Raw genomic sequence first — 16803 nt, 5'->3', positions numbered from 1 at the left:
TCGGGCGGCGGTCCCGCCGATTCGGTCGGCCACGTCGCCCTCGTGAGATACGAGCCGGGCGGGGCGATCAGGACGGAACTGACCGGATATGGTCGCCCGGCCGGGTATCGGCGACGAACCGACAGGGGTATCACGTGGTGAGCGAAATCCGGACCGGCGAAGCGGCAGTCGAATCGACGGCGTTGCTGCGCGGCGGCACTGCGACGGGCGTCGGCTCGTGGCCCGGTGTCGATCCGCGCGAGGCCGCGACCACGATCCTCGGTGAACTTCCCGACCTGACCCATCTGGTGGAACTTCCCGCGCGCGGACCCGGAGCCGACATGGTCGGACGCATGTCCGCGCTGCTGATCGACCTGCGCTTCGACACCACCACCAGGGGTTACCGGCTCTCACCACGCCCGGGGTCGTTGTCGCGCCGGGCACGGGATCTGCTGCGCGCCGATCTGGACGCACTGGAGGAAGCCTGGGAGGTATCCGGTTCCACCGGCACGGGTCGGGTGGTGAAGGTCCAGGTCTGCGGGCCGCTGACGCTCGCGGCGCAGGTGGAACTGCCGGGTGGACATCGGATTCTGACCGATCGCGGCGCGGTCCGCGATGTCTCGGAGTCGCTGGCCGAAGGTCTCGACCGGCACGTGGCCGAAATCCGCAAACGGCTGGGCGCCGAGGTGGTCGTGCAGTTGGACGAGCCGTCGATCGATGATGTGTTGAACGGTTCGTTGCGCGGGGTGAGTGTCCTGGACACGGTGCGCGCGATGCCCGATCCCGAAGCGCTCGCCGTCCTCGACGCGGTCATCACCGCCCAATCCGCGCCCGTGCTCGTGCACAGTTGCGCCGAACCGCCGCCGCTGGATTTCCTGCGCCGTAGCGCGGCCGCCGCGGTCGGTTTCGACCTCGCGACCATCGGGACGAAGAATCTCGACGCGATCGGCGAGATCGTCGACGCGGGGAAGTTCGTCGCCCTCGGTCTGGTCCCGACCACCGCGCCGTCGGCCCCGGTCACCTGGCGTGAGATCGCCGAACCGGGTGTGCGACTGATCGACCGTCTCGGTTTCCACCGTTCGGCACTCGCGAACTCGGTCATCGTGAGTCCCGCGTGCGGCCTGGGTTCGGCGCCGCTGCCGTGGGCGCGCACGGCGATCGGTCTGGCGGCTGAGGTCGCGCGGGCCTTCGGCGAAGAACCCGAATCGCTGGATTTCGACGCCTGATTCCGGGCGGACCGCCGCCGCCGCGTGAGTATCGCCCCGAGTGGGAATATGGCGTTGACGTGCGAGTATGTTCCCGGATGTGTCGGTGGGCTCCGATAGAATCCACGGTGTGAGTGACAGCGAGAACGCGGCGGTTCCGGCGACGGCAGAGCAGCGGGTGCGGTGGCAGGAACTCGCGGACGAGGTGCGCGAACATCAGTTCCGCTACTACGTGCGCGACTCGCCGATCATCACCGACGGGGAGTTCGACGAATTGCTGCGGCAGCTCCAGGATCTGGAGGAGCGGCACCCGGATCTGCTCACCCCGGATTCGCCGACGCAATTGGTCGGCGGCGGATTCGCGACCGATTTCACCGCGGTCGACCACCTCGAGCGCATGCTGTCGCTGGACAATGTGTTCGACGTCGACGAGCTACGCACCTGGGCGAGCCGGGTGGAGGCCGAGACCGGAGCGCATCCGCACTATCTGTGCGAGGTGAAGATCGACGGTGTCGCGTTGAACCTGGTCTACGAGAACGGCAGACTGGTGCGCGGCGCGACCCGGGGTGACGGCCGCACCGGCGAGGACGTCACCCTGAACGCGCGCACCATCGACGACATCCCCGGCGAGCTCACGCCGACCGAGGAATTCCCGGTGCCCACCCTGCTCGAGGTGCGCGGCGAGGTCTACTTCCGGCTCGAGGATTTCGAGACGCTCAACGCGCAGATCGTCGCGGAAGGTAAACCGCCGTACGCGAATCCGCGCAATACCGCCGCGGGATCGCTGCGGCAGAAGGATCCGGCGATCACCGCGCGACGTCATCTGCGGATGATCTGTCACGGTTTCGGTCGGATCGAGGGGTACGCGCCCACCTCGCAGCACGAGGCCTACCGGGCATTGGCCGCCTGGGGCCTGCCCGTGTCCGAGCACACCCGCCGCGTGCGGGGGATCGACGCGGTGATCGAGCGGGTGGCCTACTGGGGCGAACACCGCCACGACATCGAGCACGAGATCGACGGCCAGGTCGTCAAGATCGACGAGATCTCGTTGCAGCGCCGCCTCGGCTCGACCTCCCGCGCGCCGCGCTGGGCCATCGCCTACAAGTACCCGCCGGAAGAGGCGACGACGAAACTGCTGAATATCGAGGTCAACGTGGGCCGCACCGGTCGCGTCACCCCCTTCGCGGTGATGGAGCCGGTGTCGATCGCCGGTTCGACGGTCGCCATGGCGACCCTGCACAACGCCTCGGAGGTCAAGCGCAAGGGTGTGCTGATCGGCGACACCGTCACCATCCGCAAGGCGGGTGACGTCATTCCCGAAGTGCTCGGCCCGGTGGTGGACGCGCGCACCGGCGACGAATACGAATTCGAGATGCCGAAGCGCTGCCCGGTCTGCGACACCGAACTCGCCCCGGAGAAGGAGGGCGACGCCGATATCCGCTGCCCCAATCAGCGGTTCTGTCGCGCGCAATTGCGCGAACGCGTCTATCACATGGCGGGACGGGGCGCGTTCGATATCGAGGCGCTCGGATACGAGGGCGCCGAAGATCTGCTCGAATCGGGCGCGATCACCGACGAGGGCGATCTGTTCGATCTCGACGAGGCGCGGCTGCTCACCACCTCGCTGTATTCCAACAAGGACGGCGCGCTGTCGGCGAACGGCAAACGCCTGCTGGACAATCTGCGCACCGTGAAGGAACGCCCGCTGTGGCGGGTGCTCGTCGCGTTGTCCATCCGCCACGTCGGCCCGACCGCGGCCCGCGCGCTCGCCGCCGAATTCGGCAGTATGGACCGGATCGAGTCGGCCACCGCCGAGGAACTGGGCGGCGCCGACGGCGTCGGCCCGACCATCGCCGCCGCCGCGGCGGAATGGTTCACCGTGGACTGGCATCGCGCCATCGTGGACAAATGGCGCGCCGCCGGGGTGCGGATGCGCGACGAGCGCGACGAATCGATCGAACGCAACCTCGAAGGTCTGTCGATCGTGGTCACCGGTTCGCTGACGGGTTTCACCCGCGACGGGGCCAAGGAGGCGATCCTGGTCCGCGGCGGAAAAGCGTCCGGGTCGGTTTCGAAGAAGACCGCTTTCGTCGTGATCGGGGATTCGCCGGGCACCAAGGGGGCCAAAGCGGAAGAACTCGGCGTGCCGATTCTCGACGAGGACGGATTCCGGCTGCTCCTCGAAGCTGGACCGGCCGCTGTGCTGCCCGAGTCGCCTGACGAATAGGCCGATGGGGGGCGTCGCCCGGACATCCGAGACGCGGACCAGGTCTCGGCGTACCGGCCGACCGAAGGGGGCGAGCCATGACCGGGAACTACTCGGAAGTCCACACACCGCTCGTGGGCAGGACGCGTCCGCGATCGACCGTTCGTCCACCGACGCCGGTTCCTGATGGCAGCGGGAGGCCAACGCCCGACAGTCTGGCGGCCTGGCTGAGAATCCCGCCGAGCGAACGGCGACGCCGTGCCGTGAATCCACGGCCGCGAATATCGCCGGTGGCGAACGTCGCTTGACCTGAACCTCGCTTCAGGTAACACGATCGGAGCGGTAGGTGGCCGCACCCGCCGCTCGATCCGATCGACGAGGGTGTCCGGCCGCACCCCCTGGCGACCCTCAGGAGATCGCAATGACGTACGAAAACACCGCGTTGATCACCGGCGCCTCCACCGGATTCGGTCTCGCCCTCGCTCGCGCGCTGGTCGCGCGCGGCGGACGGGTGATCGGCACCGCGCGCCACGCCGACCGGCTGGAATCGGCGCGCAGGGAACTGGGCCCGGCGTTCCTGGCCGTTCCCGGTGATATCACCGACCCGCGGCACCGCGCCGACCTCGCCGCGACGGTGCGCGCGGCCGGGCCGCTCGATCTGCTCGTCAACAACGCGAGCAGCCTGGGCCCCAGCCCGCTGCCCCCGCTGATGAACTATCCGCTCGACGAGCTGGAGCGGCTGTACCGCACCAATGTCGTTGCCCCGCTGGCAGTTCTGCAATTCGCTCTGCCGCTGCTGGGCGATGCCGGGGTGGTGGTGAACATCAGCTCGGACGCGGGACGCGAGCCGTATCCGACGTGGGGCGGGTACGGCTCGTCGAAGGCCGCGCTCGACCAACTCACCGCCGTGCTCGGCGCCGAACATTCGGAGATCGCGATCTACGCCTTCGATCCCGGCGATATGCGCACCGCCATGCACCAGGCGGCGTTCCCCGACGAGGACATCTCCGATCGCCCCGAACCCGAGACGGTCGTCCCCGCACTGCTGCGGCTCATCGCGCGGCGTCCACCGAACGCTCGCTACGCCGCAAGCGATTTCGCCGACCTGGACTCGGTGCGATGAGCACCGGGGTTGCGGTCCTCGACCGGTCCTTCTCGCTGCCGCCGCAACGTCACGCGACCACGCCGCCCGAAGCGCGCGGTCTGGCGCGCGACGAGGTGCGCCTGCTGGTGGCGCAGGACGGCATCGTGCACGCGCGGTTCCGGGAATTGCCCGGGCACCTGCGCGCGGGTGATCTCGTGGTGGTCAACAACTCCGCCGTCATGACGGCGGCGGTCGACGCCAGGCTTGGTGAGCTGCCGTTGACGGTGCATTTCTCGACCTGGCTCGACGACGGCCGATGGGTCGTCGAAATCCGTTCCGCCGAACGCGCGCCCTTCCCCGACGACGGCCTCGACGCCGGGACCGAACTGCTACTGGCGGACGGGTCGTCGGTCGTGCTTGCGCGACCGTGGTTGCCACCCGCGCGCAGGCTGTGGGTGGCTCGGACCACTGTCGACCCGCGGGTGTCGATGGCCTCGCACGGCCGCCCGATCACCTATTCGTATGTGCCGCAACGCTGGTCGGCCGATTACTACACGACGGTTTTCGGTCGCCTGCCCGGCAGTGCGGAAATGCCGAGTGCCGCAAGGCCGTTCACCGACCGGTTGGTGCTCGATCTGCTCACCTCCGGAATCGCGGTCGCGCCCGTGACGCTGCACACGGGTGTCTCCTCCCCGGAGACCGGCGAGCCGCCGAGCCCGGAACGATTCGTCGTCCCGGCCGCCACCGCACGTCAGGTCGACGCGACGAAGGCGGCGGGTGGTCGCGTCGTCGCGGTCGGCACCACCGTCACCCGGGCTCTCGAATCGGCGACCGACCGGCAAGGATCCACGCACGCCCGGTCCGGCTGGACCGATCTGGTGCTGGGCGTCGACCGCCCGGCCCGCGTGGTCGACGGCCTGATCACCGGCTGGCACGCCCCCGGCGCGTCGCACCTGGACCTCCTGGTCGCGGTCGCCGGTCCGGAGATCGTCGGCGAGTCCTACGCCGCCGCGCTGGAGACCGGCTACCTGTGGCACGAATTCGGTGACAGCGCACTGCTGATGCGCCCGGTCTGATCCGGCCCGGCGATGTCGTCGTGCAGGCTCAGCGGCACTGTCCGGGTTCCGGGTTACTTCTCCTGGTCGCCGATTTCGGTCGACAGTGTGGGTCCGATCCGGCGTAATCGCCGGCGCGGTGCTGATGCGCGCGGTCTGATCGGGCTCGGCCATGTCGCCGCACACGGCTCAGCGGCACTGTGCAGGCATCCGGGTAGTCACCAGTCGAGTAGACGGTTCACATCGCAGGCATGGCCACGGCTGCTCGCTGAGGGGGTCGGGCGATGCTGCTGACAGGGAGATCCGGACACCGATGAGCAAACCAGCAGGGCGAGTTCGCTTGTAACAGCCGAGCTTTCCACTGCTTCTCCGGCCTGCCAGTGGCCATCACCCTGGTCGCGTCCATCGACCGAGTCGAGATCGACCCGATTGCCGACTTCGGCCGAAAGCGTTTCGAATCAGGCGGGTCCGACGACGACCGTCGCGCTCTGCTGACCGTCGAGGTCGAGGCGGGCGCAGTGGCCGCCCGGATCCAGTTCGATGTGCTGGCGGTTGACGCGGCGCTTACCCGTGGTGTCGATGACGGCGACGGTGCCGCTGGTCGTGCAGATCTTGGTGGCCCACGGAGCGGAGTAGGTCGCGGCGCCCGAGCCCTGGCAGGTGTTGGTGGAATTGCTGAGGAAGACGCGGACGGTGCCGTCGGGGCAGGGGGCGTCCGCGACGGCGTTCGGGCCGAGTACGACCATCGACCCGATACCCAGCGCGGTCGCGATGGAGCCTCGGACCACCAGACGACGAACCGAAATTTCCATCGCTAACCCTCATCCGCTCGAACCGTCAGATCACGCGACGCACACGCCGCGTCCTGCATGCTAGCGCTCCTACCGGCACTTGTCCGTGCGCGTGCTCACCGCGCCCGCGGGTCGGACGCCGCGTTCGGAGAGTCGCGCCGAGCGGGGTGACCGAGGTCCGACGTCGGAGTTCCGCCGTGACGACGCTCCCGGGTGACCGGGGTGATGTCGGAACCGGATCACCCGACCGGAAGTATGGCGTCATGCTGCGGAGTTTTCAGGTGACCAACCACCGATCGCTGGCCGAACGGCAGGAACTGCGGTTGTACCGGGGGAGCGGGCCCGTCGCGGTGCCGGTGACCGCGATCCACGGCGGGGCCGCGGCGGGGAAGACGAGTGTGATCGACGCGCTCGCCCAGATGCGTGACGCGGTACTGCATTCGGTGACCGGATGGGATCCCTACGCTGGACCGGTGCGCGCGCCGCACCTCGGATTCCCGGATCGGCCGACGGAATTCGTCGCCGGATTCGTGGCCGAGGGTGTGCCGTACACCTACGGCTTCCAGTTGGACAACGCCGGGGTGACCGCGGAATGGCTGCACACCCAACCGCGTTCGCGTAAAAGGATCGTCTTCGAGCGCGCGGGCGAGCAGATCAAGATCGGGCCCATGTTCGAGGCCGCGCGCTACGGAATCGCCGCGCTGGTCCCGCTGGTGCGTCCGAACGCGCTGCTGCTCGGTCTGGCCGGGCAGATGTACGCCGAGGCGCTGGTACCCGCCTACCGGTGGTTCGCCGCGGTACTCCAGGTCGAGCACGGCGCGCGCGATACCGCCGGGGTGGCCCATCGGCTCGGCTCGCACCTGTCGCGCGCACCCGAGAACGCCGCGCGGCTGTTGCCGCTGCTGCACGCCGCCGGACTCGGCATCAGCGACGTGCTGATCGCCGACGACGACCCGCTCTATGCCGATTACCTGCGCGAATTGGACGGTGATATCGCGGAGACCGCCAAACAGGTCGAACTGTGCGCGACCTCGCCCGGTCACGCCGACGCGCTGTTGCAGACCAACGGTGTCACGGCGGTCATGCTCCAACGCGAACTCGGCAATCTGCGTGCCGCCCGCGAGGCCCTCTACGCGCGCATGGTGGCCCGGCGAGGTGTCGGGCTGCACCTGGTGCACGCGGGCGTCGACGCGCCTTTCGAGATCACCGACGAATCCGCCGCCACCGTCTCGCTGCTGCGGCTGCTGCCGCCGATGCTGGACGCGCTCGACGAAGGTCTCGTCCTCGCCGTGGACGATATCGGCGCGCGCCTGCCCGCCGAGCAGACCGACCGCCTGATCCGGCTGTTCCAGAGTCCGGAGACCAATTCCTTCGGCGCCCAATTGATTTTCACCACCGACGATCGCGCGCTGATCGATCGCGGTAACGGCCGATCGCAGGGCACCCGCAGCGCCGTCTGGCAGGTGCGGCGCACCGAGCGGGGTGTCAGCGAACTCGTCGCGCTGTAGCGGCGGCGCGCCGGACCCATAGAGTGGTCGGCATGGTGGAGATCGCGATGTTGGTGATCATGGCCACGCTGCTGGTGGCGATGATCGTGCTGTATCGGCGCGGCAGGGGTGAGCCGAAGTACCCGGCGACGCCGGAGCGTGGTTCGGTGCACGTCACCGGGGTGAGTCCGCGCCCGGACGCCGAGGGCGAGCAGTTCGTGACGATCACGGGCAACCTCGCCGGTCCGTCGGTGCCGGACCAGGTCGTCTACGGGCGGTTCGTCTGGGACGTGAACAGCTGGCCCGCTATCGGCGAGGAGATTCCGGTGGTCTACCCGGCGGGTAAGCCGGACCGCTGGCAGATCGCGCGGTAGGCAACCCGACTGTTCTCTCGGGTGCGGGCCTCCGCCGGGTACGGGACGGTCCGGCACGTGATGGCAGGATGCGGTTATGGGTGAGAACGACGCCGACGTCGCTGTCCGGACGGCGAGCGTCGCCGAATACGACGCGGTCGGAGCACTGACGGTCGAGGTCTACGTGGGCGAGGGTTACGTCCGCGCGGACACCCCGTACGCGGCGCAACTGGCCGATGCCCGTCATCGGGGCGCGGCGGCGCAGATCCTCGTCGCGGTGCACGCGGGGCGCGTCGTCGGATCGCTGACCGTGGCTCGTCCCGGCACCGACTACGCGGAGATCGCGCGTGCGGGTGAACTCGAGTTCCGCATGCTCGCCGTCTCGAAGGCGGCACGCGGGCTCGGGGCGGGAACCGCGTTGGTGCGCACCGTCATCGAGACGGCGGCGGCCGAGGGGTTCCACGCGGTCGTCCTCACCACGATGCCCGCCATGGCCGAAGCCAGGCGCATCTACGACCGCTACGGTTTCGTCCCGGTCCCCGAGCGGGACTGGACGACCGACACCGGCGAGGATCTCACCGTGCTGCGGCTGGAACTGCCCGCCGCGTAAGGGATTCGAGGCGTTCAGCCCAGTACCGTGGCCACTATTCCGGCGAGATAGCCGAGCCGTGCGACCTCCGAGGGCCGGAAATCCGGTCCGCCCGGCCTGCCGAGCATCAGCACCTTCCCGCTGGTGCCGAGCGGCGCCGCGGCGAGTTTGGTGTCCATATCGCGCCAGATCTGCGGAACCCATTCGGATTCGGGATCGAGCACCGCGGGCTTGTCCAGCGGCATCCACGGCGCCGAACCCGCCTGGGTCTCCGGCGCGCTCTGACTGCCGACCACCCGGTACGCGCCCTGCGGGCCCATATCGATGATCGTGCTCCAGCCGACCCGGAGCACCCGGGGAACGCCGTCGACCAGCACCTGCATCCGATCGTCGCGGGCGCTGGCCACCTGGTCGATCAATTCGAGTTCGCGATGGGTGTCGAGCACACCGGAGTACGGGCGGATGGAATCCACGTGGACGTCGCCGATGGATTCGGCGGCGGTGATCAGGGTGTCCGGGAGGGCGTTGGGTGGCACCTCGACGACGAGATCGTCGACGGCGAAACCCGCACCGCGCTCGACGACGTCCAGCGAGAGGATATCCGCGCCGACGGAACCGAGTGCGAGTGCGAGTGCGCCGAGGCTTCCCGGGCGATCCGGAAGTTGCACGCGGAGCAGATATGACACGCGCGTTCCTTTCCTCTTGCCGGCCGAGCGTGGTCGCTGGATACCCGGTCTGGCAATCTTTACACCCCCGGGCTTCGGTTATCGACCCGAAGTACGGCCAGTGAGGTACGCCACGCAGAAAAATCGCGCGCCGTCGGCGTGTCACTCTAGTTGAAAGGGTGTGTCGCCACACGGCGGGCGCGAACGCAGGGGGTCGCGCAGCGCCCGCTAGGCTGTTCGATGGCCGAATTCTCCAGGCCGATTTTCCATGCTCGACGATGCCGAAAGGGGTCCCGCGGTGCCCGCCATCTCCCGCGACGAGGTCGCACACCTCGCCCGGCTGTCCCGGCTCGCGCTGTCCGATACCGAACTGGATCAGTTCGCCGGTCAGCTGGATTCGATTCTGAGTCACGTCCGGACCATCTCCGAGGTCGCCGCCGCGGATGTCCCGCCCACGTCCTCGCCGAATCCGGCCACCAACATCACCCGCCGCGACGAGGTGGTTCCATGCCTGACCCCGGAACAGGCGCTCTCGGGCGCTCCGGCGCAGGAGGAGCAGCGCTTCATGGTTCCGCAGATTCTTGGAGAGGGCGAATGAGCAGAGGGCGAATGAGCGCGGCACCGGGCGGCAGCGGCGTGATCACCTCGACGGCGGCCGAACTCGCCGCGCGGATCCACGCGCGCGAGATCACCTCGGTCGAGGTCACCCAGGCGTACCTGGACCGCATCGCCGAGGCGGACGGCGCCATCCACGCCTTCCTGCACGTCTCGGGCGAGCAGGCGCTGACCGCGGCGGCCGAAGTCGACGCCGCGCTGGCCGAGGGCAAGTCCCCGGCCTCGCCGCTGGCCGGAGTTCCGTTGGCGCTCAAGGACGTCTTCACCACCACCGACGCGCCGACCACCTGCGCCTCCAAGATTCTGGAGGGCTGGGTCTCGCCCTACGACGCGACCCTGACCACCAGGTTGCGCGCCGCGGGTATCCCGATTCTCGGCAAGACCAATATGGACGAGTTCGCCATGGGCTCCTCCACCGAGAACTCGGCCTACGGCCCGACCAAGAACCCGTGGGACACGACGCGTATCCCCGGCGGTTCCGGCGGCGGTTCGGCGGCCGCCCTGGCGTCGAATCAGGCGCCGCTGGCGATCGGCACCGACACCGGCGGTTCCATCCGCCAACCCGCCGCGGTGACCGCGACGGTGGGCACCAAACCGACCTACGGCACGGTCTCGCGCTACGGCCTCGTGGCCTGCGCGTCCTCGCTGGACCAGGGCGGCCCCTGCGGACGCACCGTGCTCGACACCGCGCTGCTGCACGAGGTGATCGCGGGGTACGACCCGCGCGACTCCACCTCCCGTGATGTGCCGGTGCCGCCGGTGGTCGCGGCCGCGCGCGCGGGTGCGGCGGGTGACCTGCGCGGCGTGAAGGTCGGCGTCGTCAAGGAATTGCATTCCGACAGTTACCAATCGGGTGTGATCGGCTCCTTCGACGCGGCGGTCGCGGTGCTGAAGGAACTGGGCGCGGAGGTCATCGAGGTCTCCTGCCCGAATTTCGAATACGCCCTCTCGGCGTACTACCTGGTCATGCCGAGCGAGGTGTCGTCGAACCTGGCTCGTTTCGACGCCATGCGCTACGGCCTGCGCGTCGACGACGACGGCAAGCACAGCGCCGAACAGGTGATGGCGGCCACCCGCGCCGCCGGATTCGGCCCGGAAGTCAAGCGCCGCATCATGATCGGCACCTACGCGCTGTCGGCGGGCTATTACGACGAGTACTACGGTCAGGCGCTCAAGGTGCGCACGCTGATCACCCGCGATTTCGACAGGGCCTACGAACAGGTCGACGTGCTCGTCTCGCCGACGAGTCCGTTCACCCCGTGGAAACTGGGCGAGAAGGTCGACGATCCGCTGGCCATGTACCTCTCGGACCTGTGCACCCTGCCCACCAACCTGGCCGGTCACCCCGCCATGTCGGTGCCTTCGGGACTCAGCGCCGACGACGGTCTCCCGGTCGGATTCCAGATCATGGCGCCCGCCCTGGCCGACGATCGCCTCTACCGGGTCGGCGCCGCCTACGAAGCGGCGCGCGGACCCATCGCCTGACGAAGCGCGGGTCCCCTTCGCTCCGGCCACGGCGCGGAGGGGACCGCGCTATTCGCCTCGCGCGCCGATTCTTTCGTGCACCGTGAGCAGCAGGTGATCGAATCGGGTCTGGACGTGCGCGGCCGGGCCGGGCAACGTGTCCAGGTCGATCAGCAATTGCGCGGCCAGGTCGCGGAGTTTGGTGTTGGTCTCCTGTGAACGCCAGCGCAGGACGTCGAACGCCTGGTCATCGGTGATCCGGTAGACGTAGCGCAGGATGCCTTTGGCCTGTTCGATCGCCGCACGGGCTTCCGGCGGCCCGGCGTCCTGCTGCTCGACGGCCCGCCGCTGTTCCTCGTCGCGGGCGTCGGTGAGGTCGATGTAGTACCCGGCGGTCCCGACGACCACGCCGTCCTCGAGCAGTTGATCGGCCAGCACGATCACCTCGTGCGCAGTGCCCGCGATATCGACGATGCGATGGCGGCTACAGAACGCCTGCCCGTTCGCCACCGCGTCGGCGATCACCGCGGCCACATGGTCGCGATCCTCGGGATGTTTGTGCGAGAGCAGAAGTTCGGTCGTCGGCAGGGCCTCGCCGAGGGCGTAGCCGTGCATGGCGGCCACCTCGTCGGACCAGTCCCACCGTTGGTCGGCGAAGCGGAATCCGAACCGGCCCGCGGTCAGTCGCAGGCCGCCGCCGAGCACGCGGTCGACGTCCTCGGTGATACCTTCGGCGGATTCCGTCATATCGGTCACCAATCGAGTATGCCCGTGGGGTGGAAACGGCTGCTCACCGGTCCGCGTACGAACGCGAGTTCGACACACGCGGGGTTCGTCGTGCACGCGCTCGTGGCGACGGCTACGCTACGTCAGCCCTTCATGGGAGCTGCGCTCCGAGGGGTATCGCTGATCCGGAAAGGCCGGGTAATCCAGGTGTTGGTAGGCGGAACCATGGAGACGGTTTCGGAGGTGGCCGGCGCGGGCTTGTTGTCCGAGCTGGTGGAACACCTGCGACAGAACCGTACGGTGTTGCGCGAGGAGTGGGCGCGTCGAATCACCGAGGCCGAATTGCTGACGGCCATGTCGCCGGAGGAGATGTTCTCCGAGGCCACCTCGGTCTACGACAACTACGTCGCGGTCCTGGAGACCGGCAGCGTGGAGGCCCTTCGTGACTACGCGCGCGACCTGTCCGAGCGCATCGTTCCGCGCGGTGTGGAGACCGACGAGGTCGTCGGCATCGTCCTGCTGCTCCGCGATGTGCTCGCCCGCTCGCTGTTCGAGAAGTACCAGTCCGATTTCGAACTGCTCAACAACGTGCTCGACGCCTACGAGCCCGCCGCCAACCGGATCGCCAACACCGTCGGCGTGAGTTTCGTCGAGGAACGCGAACGCATCATCCGTCAGCAGCAGGAAGCCATCCGGGAACTGTCCACCCCGGTGCTCCAGGTGCGCGAGCAGTTGCTGATCCTGCCGATCATCGGCGTGCTCGACGGTCAGCGCGCCCGTCAGCTGACCGAACAGTTGCTCGGCGCGATCCGCGCCAACCGCGCCAAGGTCGTGGTGATCGACATCACCGGCGTGCCGACGATCGATTCCACCGTCGCCAACCATCTCGTGCAGACGGTCGAGGCCTCCGGTCTGATGGGCGCGAGTGTGATCATCACGGGGCTGTCCTCGGAGATCGCGCTCACCCTGGTGACCATCGGGCTGGACCTATCGAAGATGAACGCGGTCGGTGACCTGCAGGGCGGAATCGAGGAGGCCGAACGCCACCTCGGCTACGAAGTCAGCAGGACCTCGGATCTGTTCCGTTCCCAGACCGCCACCGAGCCACGTCTGCGTGCGTGATCGAACACCTCCCGTCGGGCGTCGTCTAGGGTTGCCCTGGTGCCCGTGTCCGCCCGCTGACGGCGGCCGCACGGCATCGCGAGCTCTGCCGCGTGCCACGACGGTGAGTATCCATCGCTGGACGAGAAGGAGATCGTGCGATGCTTTCCGGGCGTAAAGAGGGAATGGGCCGTGCCGCGGCCGACCTCTCCGGATCGGAGACCACACTGGACCCCATCGGTGCCGGAGTGTGGCACAAGCCCGAGCCGCTGGTGCTCCTGGTCGAGGACGACGCCGCCGACGCGCTCCTGGTCGAGGAACTGATCGCCGACGGGGCTCCCGGGGTCCGGCTGGTGTGGGCGAATTCGATAGCTCAGGCCGGTGAACGGCTCGCCGAAGGCCTGCCCGACTGCGTCCTGCTCGATCTGAACCTGCCCGACGCCCACGGTCTCGACGCGCTCGCGAGCATCCACGACTACACCGACCAGGTCCCCGTCGTCGTGCTGACCGGTCTGGATCAGGAGCAGACCGGTCTGGCCGCCGTCGCCGCCGGTGCGCAGGACTATCTGGTCAAGGGCCGGGTGGAGCCCGAATTATTCGGGCGCGCAATCCGTTACGCGATCCAGCGTAAACAGACCGAACTCGCCGCCGCCGCACTGCGCCTGAGTCAGCTGCGGGCCGAGGAGAACGCGCGACTCGAGCGCGGGCTGCTCCCGAAACCGCTGTTACGCGGCGAGCGGGTGATCGACGTGGTGGCCCGCTACCGCCCGGGCCGGGTCAAAGCCCTGCTCGGCGGTGATTTCTACGACGTGGTCCAGCTCGCGGACGGCACCGTGCACGCGCTGATCGGTGATATCGCCGGGCACGGACCCGACGAGGCGGCGATCGGTGTCGCGCTCCGATTGGCTTGGCGCACACTGGTTCTGAGCGGGATCACCGGGCCGAGGCAACTGGGTCTGCTGGAAGAGGTGCTGCTCGCCGAACGCACCGGACGGCGCACCTTCGCCACCGTGACCACACTCGTACTCGATCCGGGCGTGCGCGCCGCGCGGGTGTTGCGCGCGGGCCATCACGGCATGTTCCTGTGCCGGGGCGGCGAGGTCGACATGATCGAGGTGCCGGGCGGACCCGCCCTCGGATTCCTTCCCGGACAGGCGAATTGGCCGGAACAGGAATTGCTGGTCCCGGTCGGGGCCGGGTTGATGCTGTTCACCGACGGCCTGTTCGAAGGGCATATCGGCCCAGGTTCCGAGCGCCTCGGCGAGGACGGGCTGCTGAACCTGGCGCGCGGCCTGAGCGGACCCGCGCCTGCGGATTTCGTCGACGCGCTGATCGAACAGGCCGAAGCGCTCGCTGCCGGACACGGCGGACTCGCCGACGACGTGGCCGTTCTGTACCTGAAGTGGAGTACCGAGCAGGGAACCGGGAGCGGCGGTCGATGATCTCGAGTTCGCCGAGACGCGGGCTCGCGGGCAGGCTGACGGTACAGACCTGGTTTCAGCTGGTTCTCGGACTGATGGCACTGCTGGTACTCGTGTCCACCGTCGCGGGCGCCGCGCTCATCGCGCAGACCAATCGGGTCGCCGACCGCGTGCTCGACTACGTCCAACCCGCCGCCACCGAGGCCTACCGCCTACAGACGGCCCTGGTCGACCAGGAGACCGGAATCCGCGGTTACGCCATCACCGCCGACCCCCAGTTCTTCACGCCGTATCTGGAAGGCCGAGCGCAGCAGGCGCGGTCGACGGCGCGACTGCGCGAACTGCTGGCGGGCCGTCCCGCGCTGCTCGCCGATCTCGACGCGGTGGAAAGCGCCGCCGCGCTGTGGCGCGACACCTACGCCGAACCCCTCGCCGCCGGTGTCACACCGTCCGCCGCGCGCCCGACGGTCCAGGCGGCGGTCGTGGCGCGGGGTAAGACCCTGTTCGACGAACTCCGGCTGCGGTTCACCGCGCAGAACGAGGGCCTGGCCGCCGTCGCGGACCGTGATCGCGACGAACTCCGACACGCGCGCGCGGTCCGCGACGTCGTGCTCACCGGCATGATCGTGGCCTTTCTGCTGACCAGCGTCGTGTTGACGGTGCTGATCCGGCGGCTGGTGGCCCGGCCCCTCGACGAGCTGGAGAAGGCCTCGCTGCTGGTCGCCGGTGGTGATTTCGACCACCGCATCACCGCGCGCGGGCCGTCGGATCTCGCGACGGTCGCCGAGGCGGTCGAGAGTATGCGCCGTCGGATCGTCGCGGAACTGGCCTCGTCGCGGGTCCAGGAGACGCAGTTGGCGCGGCAGGCGGCCGATCTGGACTCGCAGACGGTCGAACTGCGCCGGTCCAACGCCGAACTCGAACAGTTCGCGTATGTGGCCTCCCACGACCTCCAGGAGCCGCTGCGCAAGGTGGCCTCGTTCTGCCAGTTGCTGGAGAAACGCTACGGCGATCAACTCGACGACCGGGCCAGGCAGTACATCGACTACGCGGTCGACGGCGCCAAACGGATGCAGGTCCTGATCAACGACCTGCTCACCTTCTCCCGCGTCGGCCGGATCAACGACCGCACCGAACCCGTCGCGCTCGACCACGCGCTCGGCAAGGCCGTCGACAACCTCGCCGCGGCGATCGAGGACACCGCGGCCACGATCGTCCGGCCCGAGACCCTGCCCGAGATCACCGGCGATCCGACACTGCTGGTCATGCTTTGGCAGAACCTGGTCGGCAACGCGATCAAATTCCGCAGCCCGGACCGCGCGCCGGTCGTGCGTATCGAACACGACACCGACGCCGACGGTGTGCGGCAGTTCACGGTGGCCGACAACGGGATAGGTATCTCACCGGAGTTCGCCGACAAGGTGTTCGTCATCTTTCAGCGCCTGCACAGCCGCGACGAATACAGTGGGACGGGAATCGGATTGGCACTGAGCAAGAAGATCGTCGAGTACCACGGCGGACGTATCAGGCTCGACACCGACTATTCCGGCGGCACCCGATTCGTTTTCACCCTCGCCGAGCCGACACCGTCATCCGAGAAGGAGTTCACTACGTGACCATCGAAGCCAGACCCATCGACATCCTGCTCGTCGAAGACGATCCGGGCGACGAATTGATGACGAGGGAGGCGTTCGAGGACAACCGGATCGGCAACACCCTGCATGTCGCGCACGACGGCGAGGAGGCGCTCGAATTCCTCTACCGCCAGGGCCCGCACGCCGAAGCGCCGCGTCCAGACCTGATCCTGCTCGACCTCAACCTGCCGAAATACGACGGCAGGCAGGTTCTGGAGAAGGTCAAATCCGACCCGGATCTCGCGCATATCCCGGTCGTGGTGCTGACGACCTCCTCGGCCGAGGAGGACATCCTGCGCAGCTACAAATTGCACGCCAACGCCTACGTGACCAAACCGGTCGATCTGGATCAGTTCATCGCGGCCATCAAGCAGATCGACGATTTCTTCGTCCAGGTGGTCCGGCTGCCGCAGCGCCGGTGATCGGCG

The 16803-nt window shown here is 68.4% G+C and carries 16 protein-coding genes; 13 read left to right on the top strand and 3 right to left on the bottom strand.

From position 1 onward, the window contains the following. Nucleotides 1-137 precede the first annotated feature (137 nt). From OG225_RS25350 to OG225_RS25335, 4 genes are all read left to right on the top strand, one after another. The gene (locus tag OG225_RS25350; protein ID WP_405177563.1) at nt 138-1205 is read left to right on the top strand and encodes a methionine synthase; all 1068 of its coding nucleotides are present in this window, start codon (nt 138-140) and stop codon (nt 1203-1205) included. A gap of 109 nt (nt 1206-1314) precedes the next feature. Beyond that, the gene (ligA, locus tag OG225_RS25345; protein WP_405177562.1) at nt 1315-3411 is read left to right on the top strand and encodes an NAD-dependent DNA ligase LigA; all 2097 of its coding nucleotides are present in this window, start codon (nt 1315-1317) and stop codon (nt 3409-3411) included. 400 nt (nt 3412-3811) lie between these two features. Beyond that, a complete protein-coding gene (locus OG225_RS25340) occupies nt 3812-4513 on the top strand; it encodes an SDR family NAD(P)-dependent oxidoreductase (RefSeq protein WP_405177561.1) in 702 nt (233 codons plus the stop codon). Beyond that, entirely contained in the window at nt 4510-5550 is a 1041-nt protein-coding gene (locus OG225_RS25335) for an S-adenosylmethionine:tRNA ribosyltransferase-isomerase (RefSeq protein ID WP_405177560.1), read from the top strand. The genes OG225_RS25340 and OG225_RS25335 overlap by 4 nt, the downstream gene beginning before the upstream one ends. 437 nt (nt 5551-5987) lie before the next feature. On the opposite strand, the gene OG225_RS25330 is transcribed toward OG225_RS25335, so the two are convergent. Beyond that, complete coding sequence (locus tag OG225_RS25330; protein ID WP_405177559.1) at nt 5988-6341, bottom strand: hypothetical protein; 354 nt, start codon at nt 6339-6341, stop codon at nt 5988-5990. Between the two features lie 260 nt (nt 6342-6601). Between OG225_RS25330 and OG225_RS25325 the strand changes: the two genes are divergently transcribed. The 3 genes from OG225_RS25325 to OG225_RS25315 all read left to right on the top strand — a co-directional run bounded on the left by OG225_RS25325 (nt 6602) and on the right by OG225_RS25315 (nt 8770). Beyond that, entirely contained in the window at nt 6602-7828 is a 1227-nt protein-coding gene (locus OG225_RS25325; protein ID WP_405177558.1) for an ATP/GTP-binding protein, read from the top strand. Between the two features lie 32 nt (nt 7829-7860). Further along, a complete protein-coding gene (locus OG225_RS25320) occupies nt 7861-8181 on the top strand; it encodes a hypothetical protein (RefSeq protein ID WP_405177557.1) in 321 nt (106 codons plus the stop codon). Nucleotides 8182-8257: 76 nt separating this feature from the next. After that, nucleotides 8258-8770 carry a GNAT family N-acetyltransferase gene (locus OG225_RS25315; RefSeq protein WP_405177556.1) on the top strand — a complete coding sequence of 171 codons (513 nt, stop codon included), beginning with the start codon at nt 8258-8260 and terminating at the stop codon, nt 8768-8770. Between the two features lie 14 nt (nt 8771-8784). Here the strand turns inward: OG225_RS25315 and OG225_RS25310 are convergent, their stop codons facing one another. After that, nucleotides 8785-9435 (bottom strand): amino acid-binding protein, encoded by a 651-nt coding sequence (locus OG225_RS25310; RefSeq protein WP_216914843.1) that lies wholly within the window; start codon nt 9433-9435, stop codon nt 8785-8787. Nucleotides 9436-9712: 277 nt separating this feature from the next. Between OG225_RS25310 and gatC the strand changes: the two genes are divergently transcribed. Further along, complete coding sequence (gene gatC / locus OG225_RS25305) at nt 9713-10012, top strand: Asp-tRNA(Asn)/Glu-tRNA(Gln) amidotransferase subunit GatC (protein WP_109528547.1); 300 nt, start codon at nt 9713-9715, stop codon at nt 10010-10012. Between the two features lie 11 nt (nt 10013-10023). Next, complete coding sequence (gatA, locus tag OG225_RS25300) at nt 10024-11514, top strand: Asp-tRNA(Asn)/Glu-tRNA(Gln) amidotransferase subunit GatA (RefSeq protein WP_405177555.1); 1491 nt, start codon at nt 10024-10026, stop codon at nt 11512-11514. Between the two features lie 48 nt (nt 11515-11562). Here the strand turns inward: gatA and OG225_RS25295 are convergent, their stop codons facing one another. Then, nucleotides 11563-12240 (bottom strand): ANTAR domain-containing protein, encoded by a 678-nt coding sequence (locus tag OG225_RS25295; protein WP_405183365.1) that lies wholly within the window; start codon nt 12238-12240, stop codon nt 11563-11565. A gap of 204 nt (nt 12241-12444) precedes the next feature. On the opposite strand from OG225_RS25295, the gene OG225_RS25290 reads away from it, so the two are divergent. From OG225_RS25290 to OG225_RS25275, 4 genes are all read left to right on the top strand, one after another. Then, nucleotides 12445-13341 carry an STAS domain-containing protein gene (locus OG225_RS25290; RefSeq protein ID WP_109528113.1) on the top strand — a complete coding sequence of 299 codons (897 nt, stop codon included), beginning with the start codon at nt 12445-12447 and terminating at the stop codon, nt 13339-13341. Between the two features lie 140 nt (nt 13342-13481). Then, entirely contained in the window at nt 13482-14762 is a 1281-nt protein-coding gene (locus OG225_RS25285) for a PP2C family protein-serine/threonine phosphatase (protein WP_405177554.1), read from the top strand. After that, on the top strand, nt 14759-16357 hold the full coding sequence (locus tag OG225_RS25280) for an ATP-binding protein (RefSeq protein WP_405177553.1): 1599 nt from the start codon (nt 14759-14761) through the stop codon (nt 16355-16357). Before OG225_RS25285 ends, OG225_RS25280 begins: the two co-directional genes overlap by 4 nt. Continuing rightward, on the top strand, nt 16354-16797 hold the full coding sequence (locus tag OG225_RS25275) for a response regulator (protein ID WP_405177552.1): 444 nt from the start codon (nt 16354-16356) through the stop codon (nt 16795-16797). Before OG225_RS25280 ends, OG225_RS25275 begins: the two co-directional genes overlap by 4 nt. Nucleotides 16798-16803: the final 6 nt, after the last annotated feature.

Source organism: Nocardia sp. NBC_01377, from assembly GCF_045040005.1.
Classification (GTDB): Bacteria; Actinomycetota; Actinomycetes; order Mycobacteriales; family Mycobacteriaceae; genus Nocardia; species Nocardia noduli.
The sequence above is the reverse complement of the archived record's forward strand: the minus strand, read 5'-3'. Positions and strand labels throughout refer to the sequence as shown.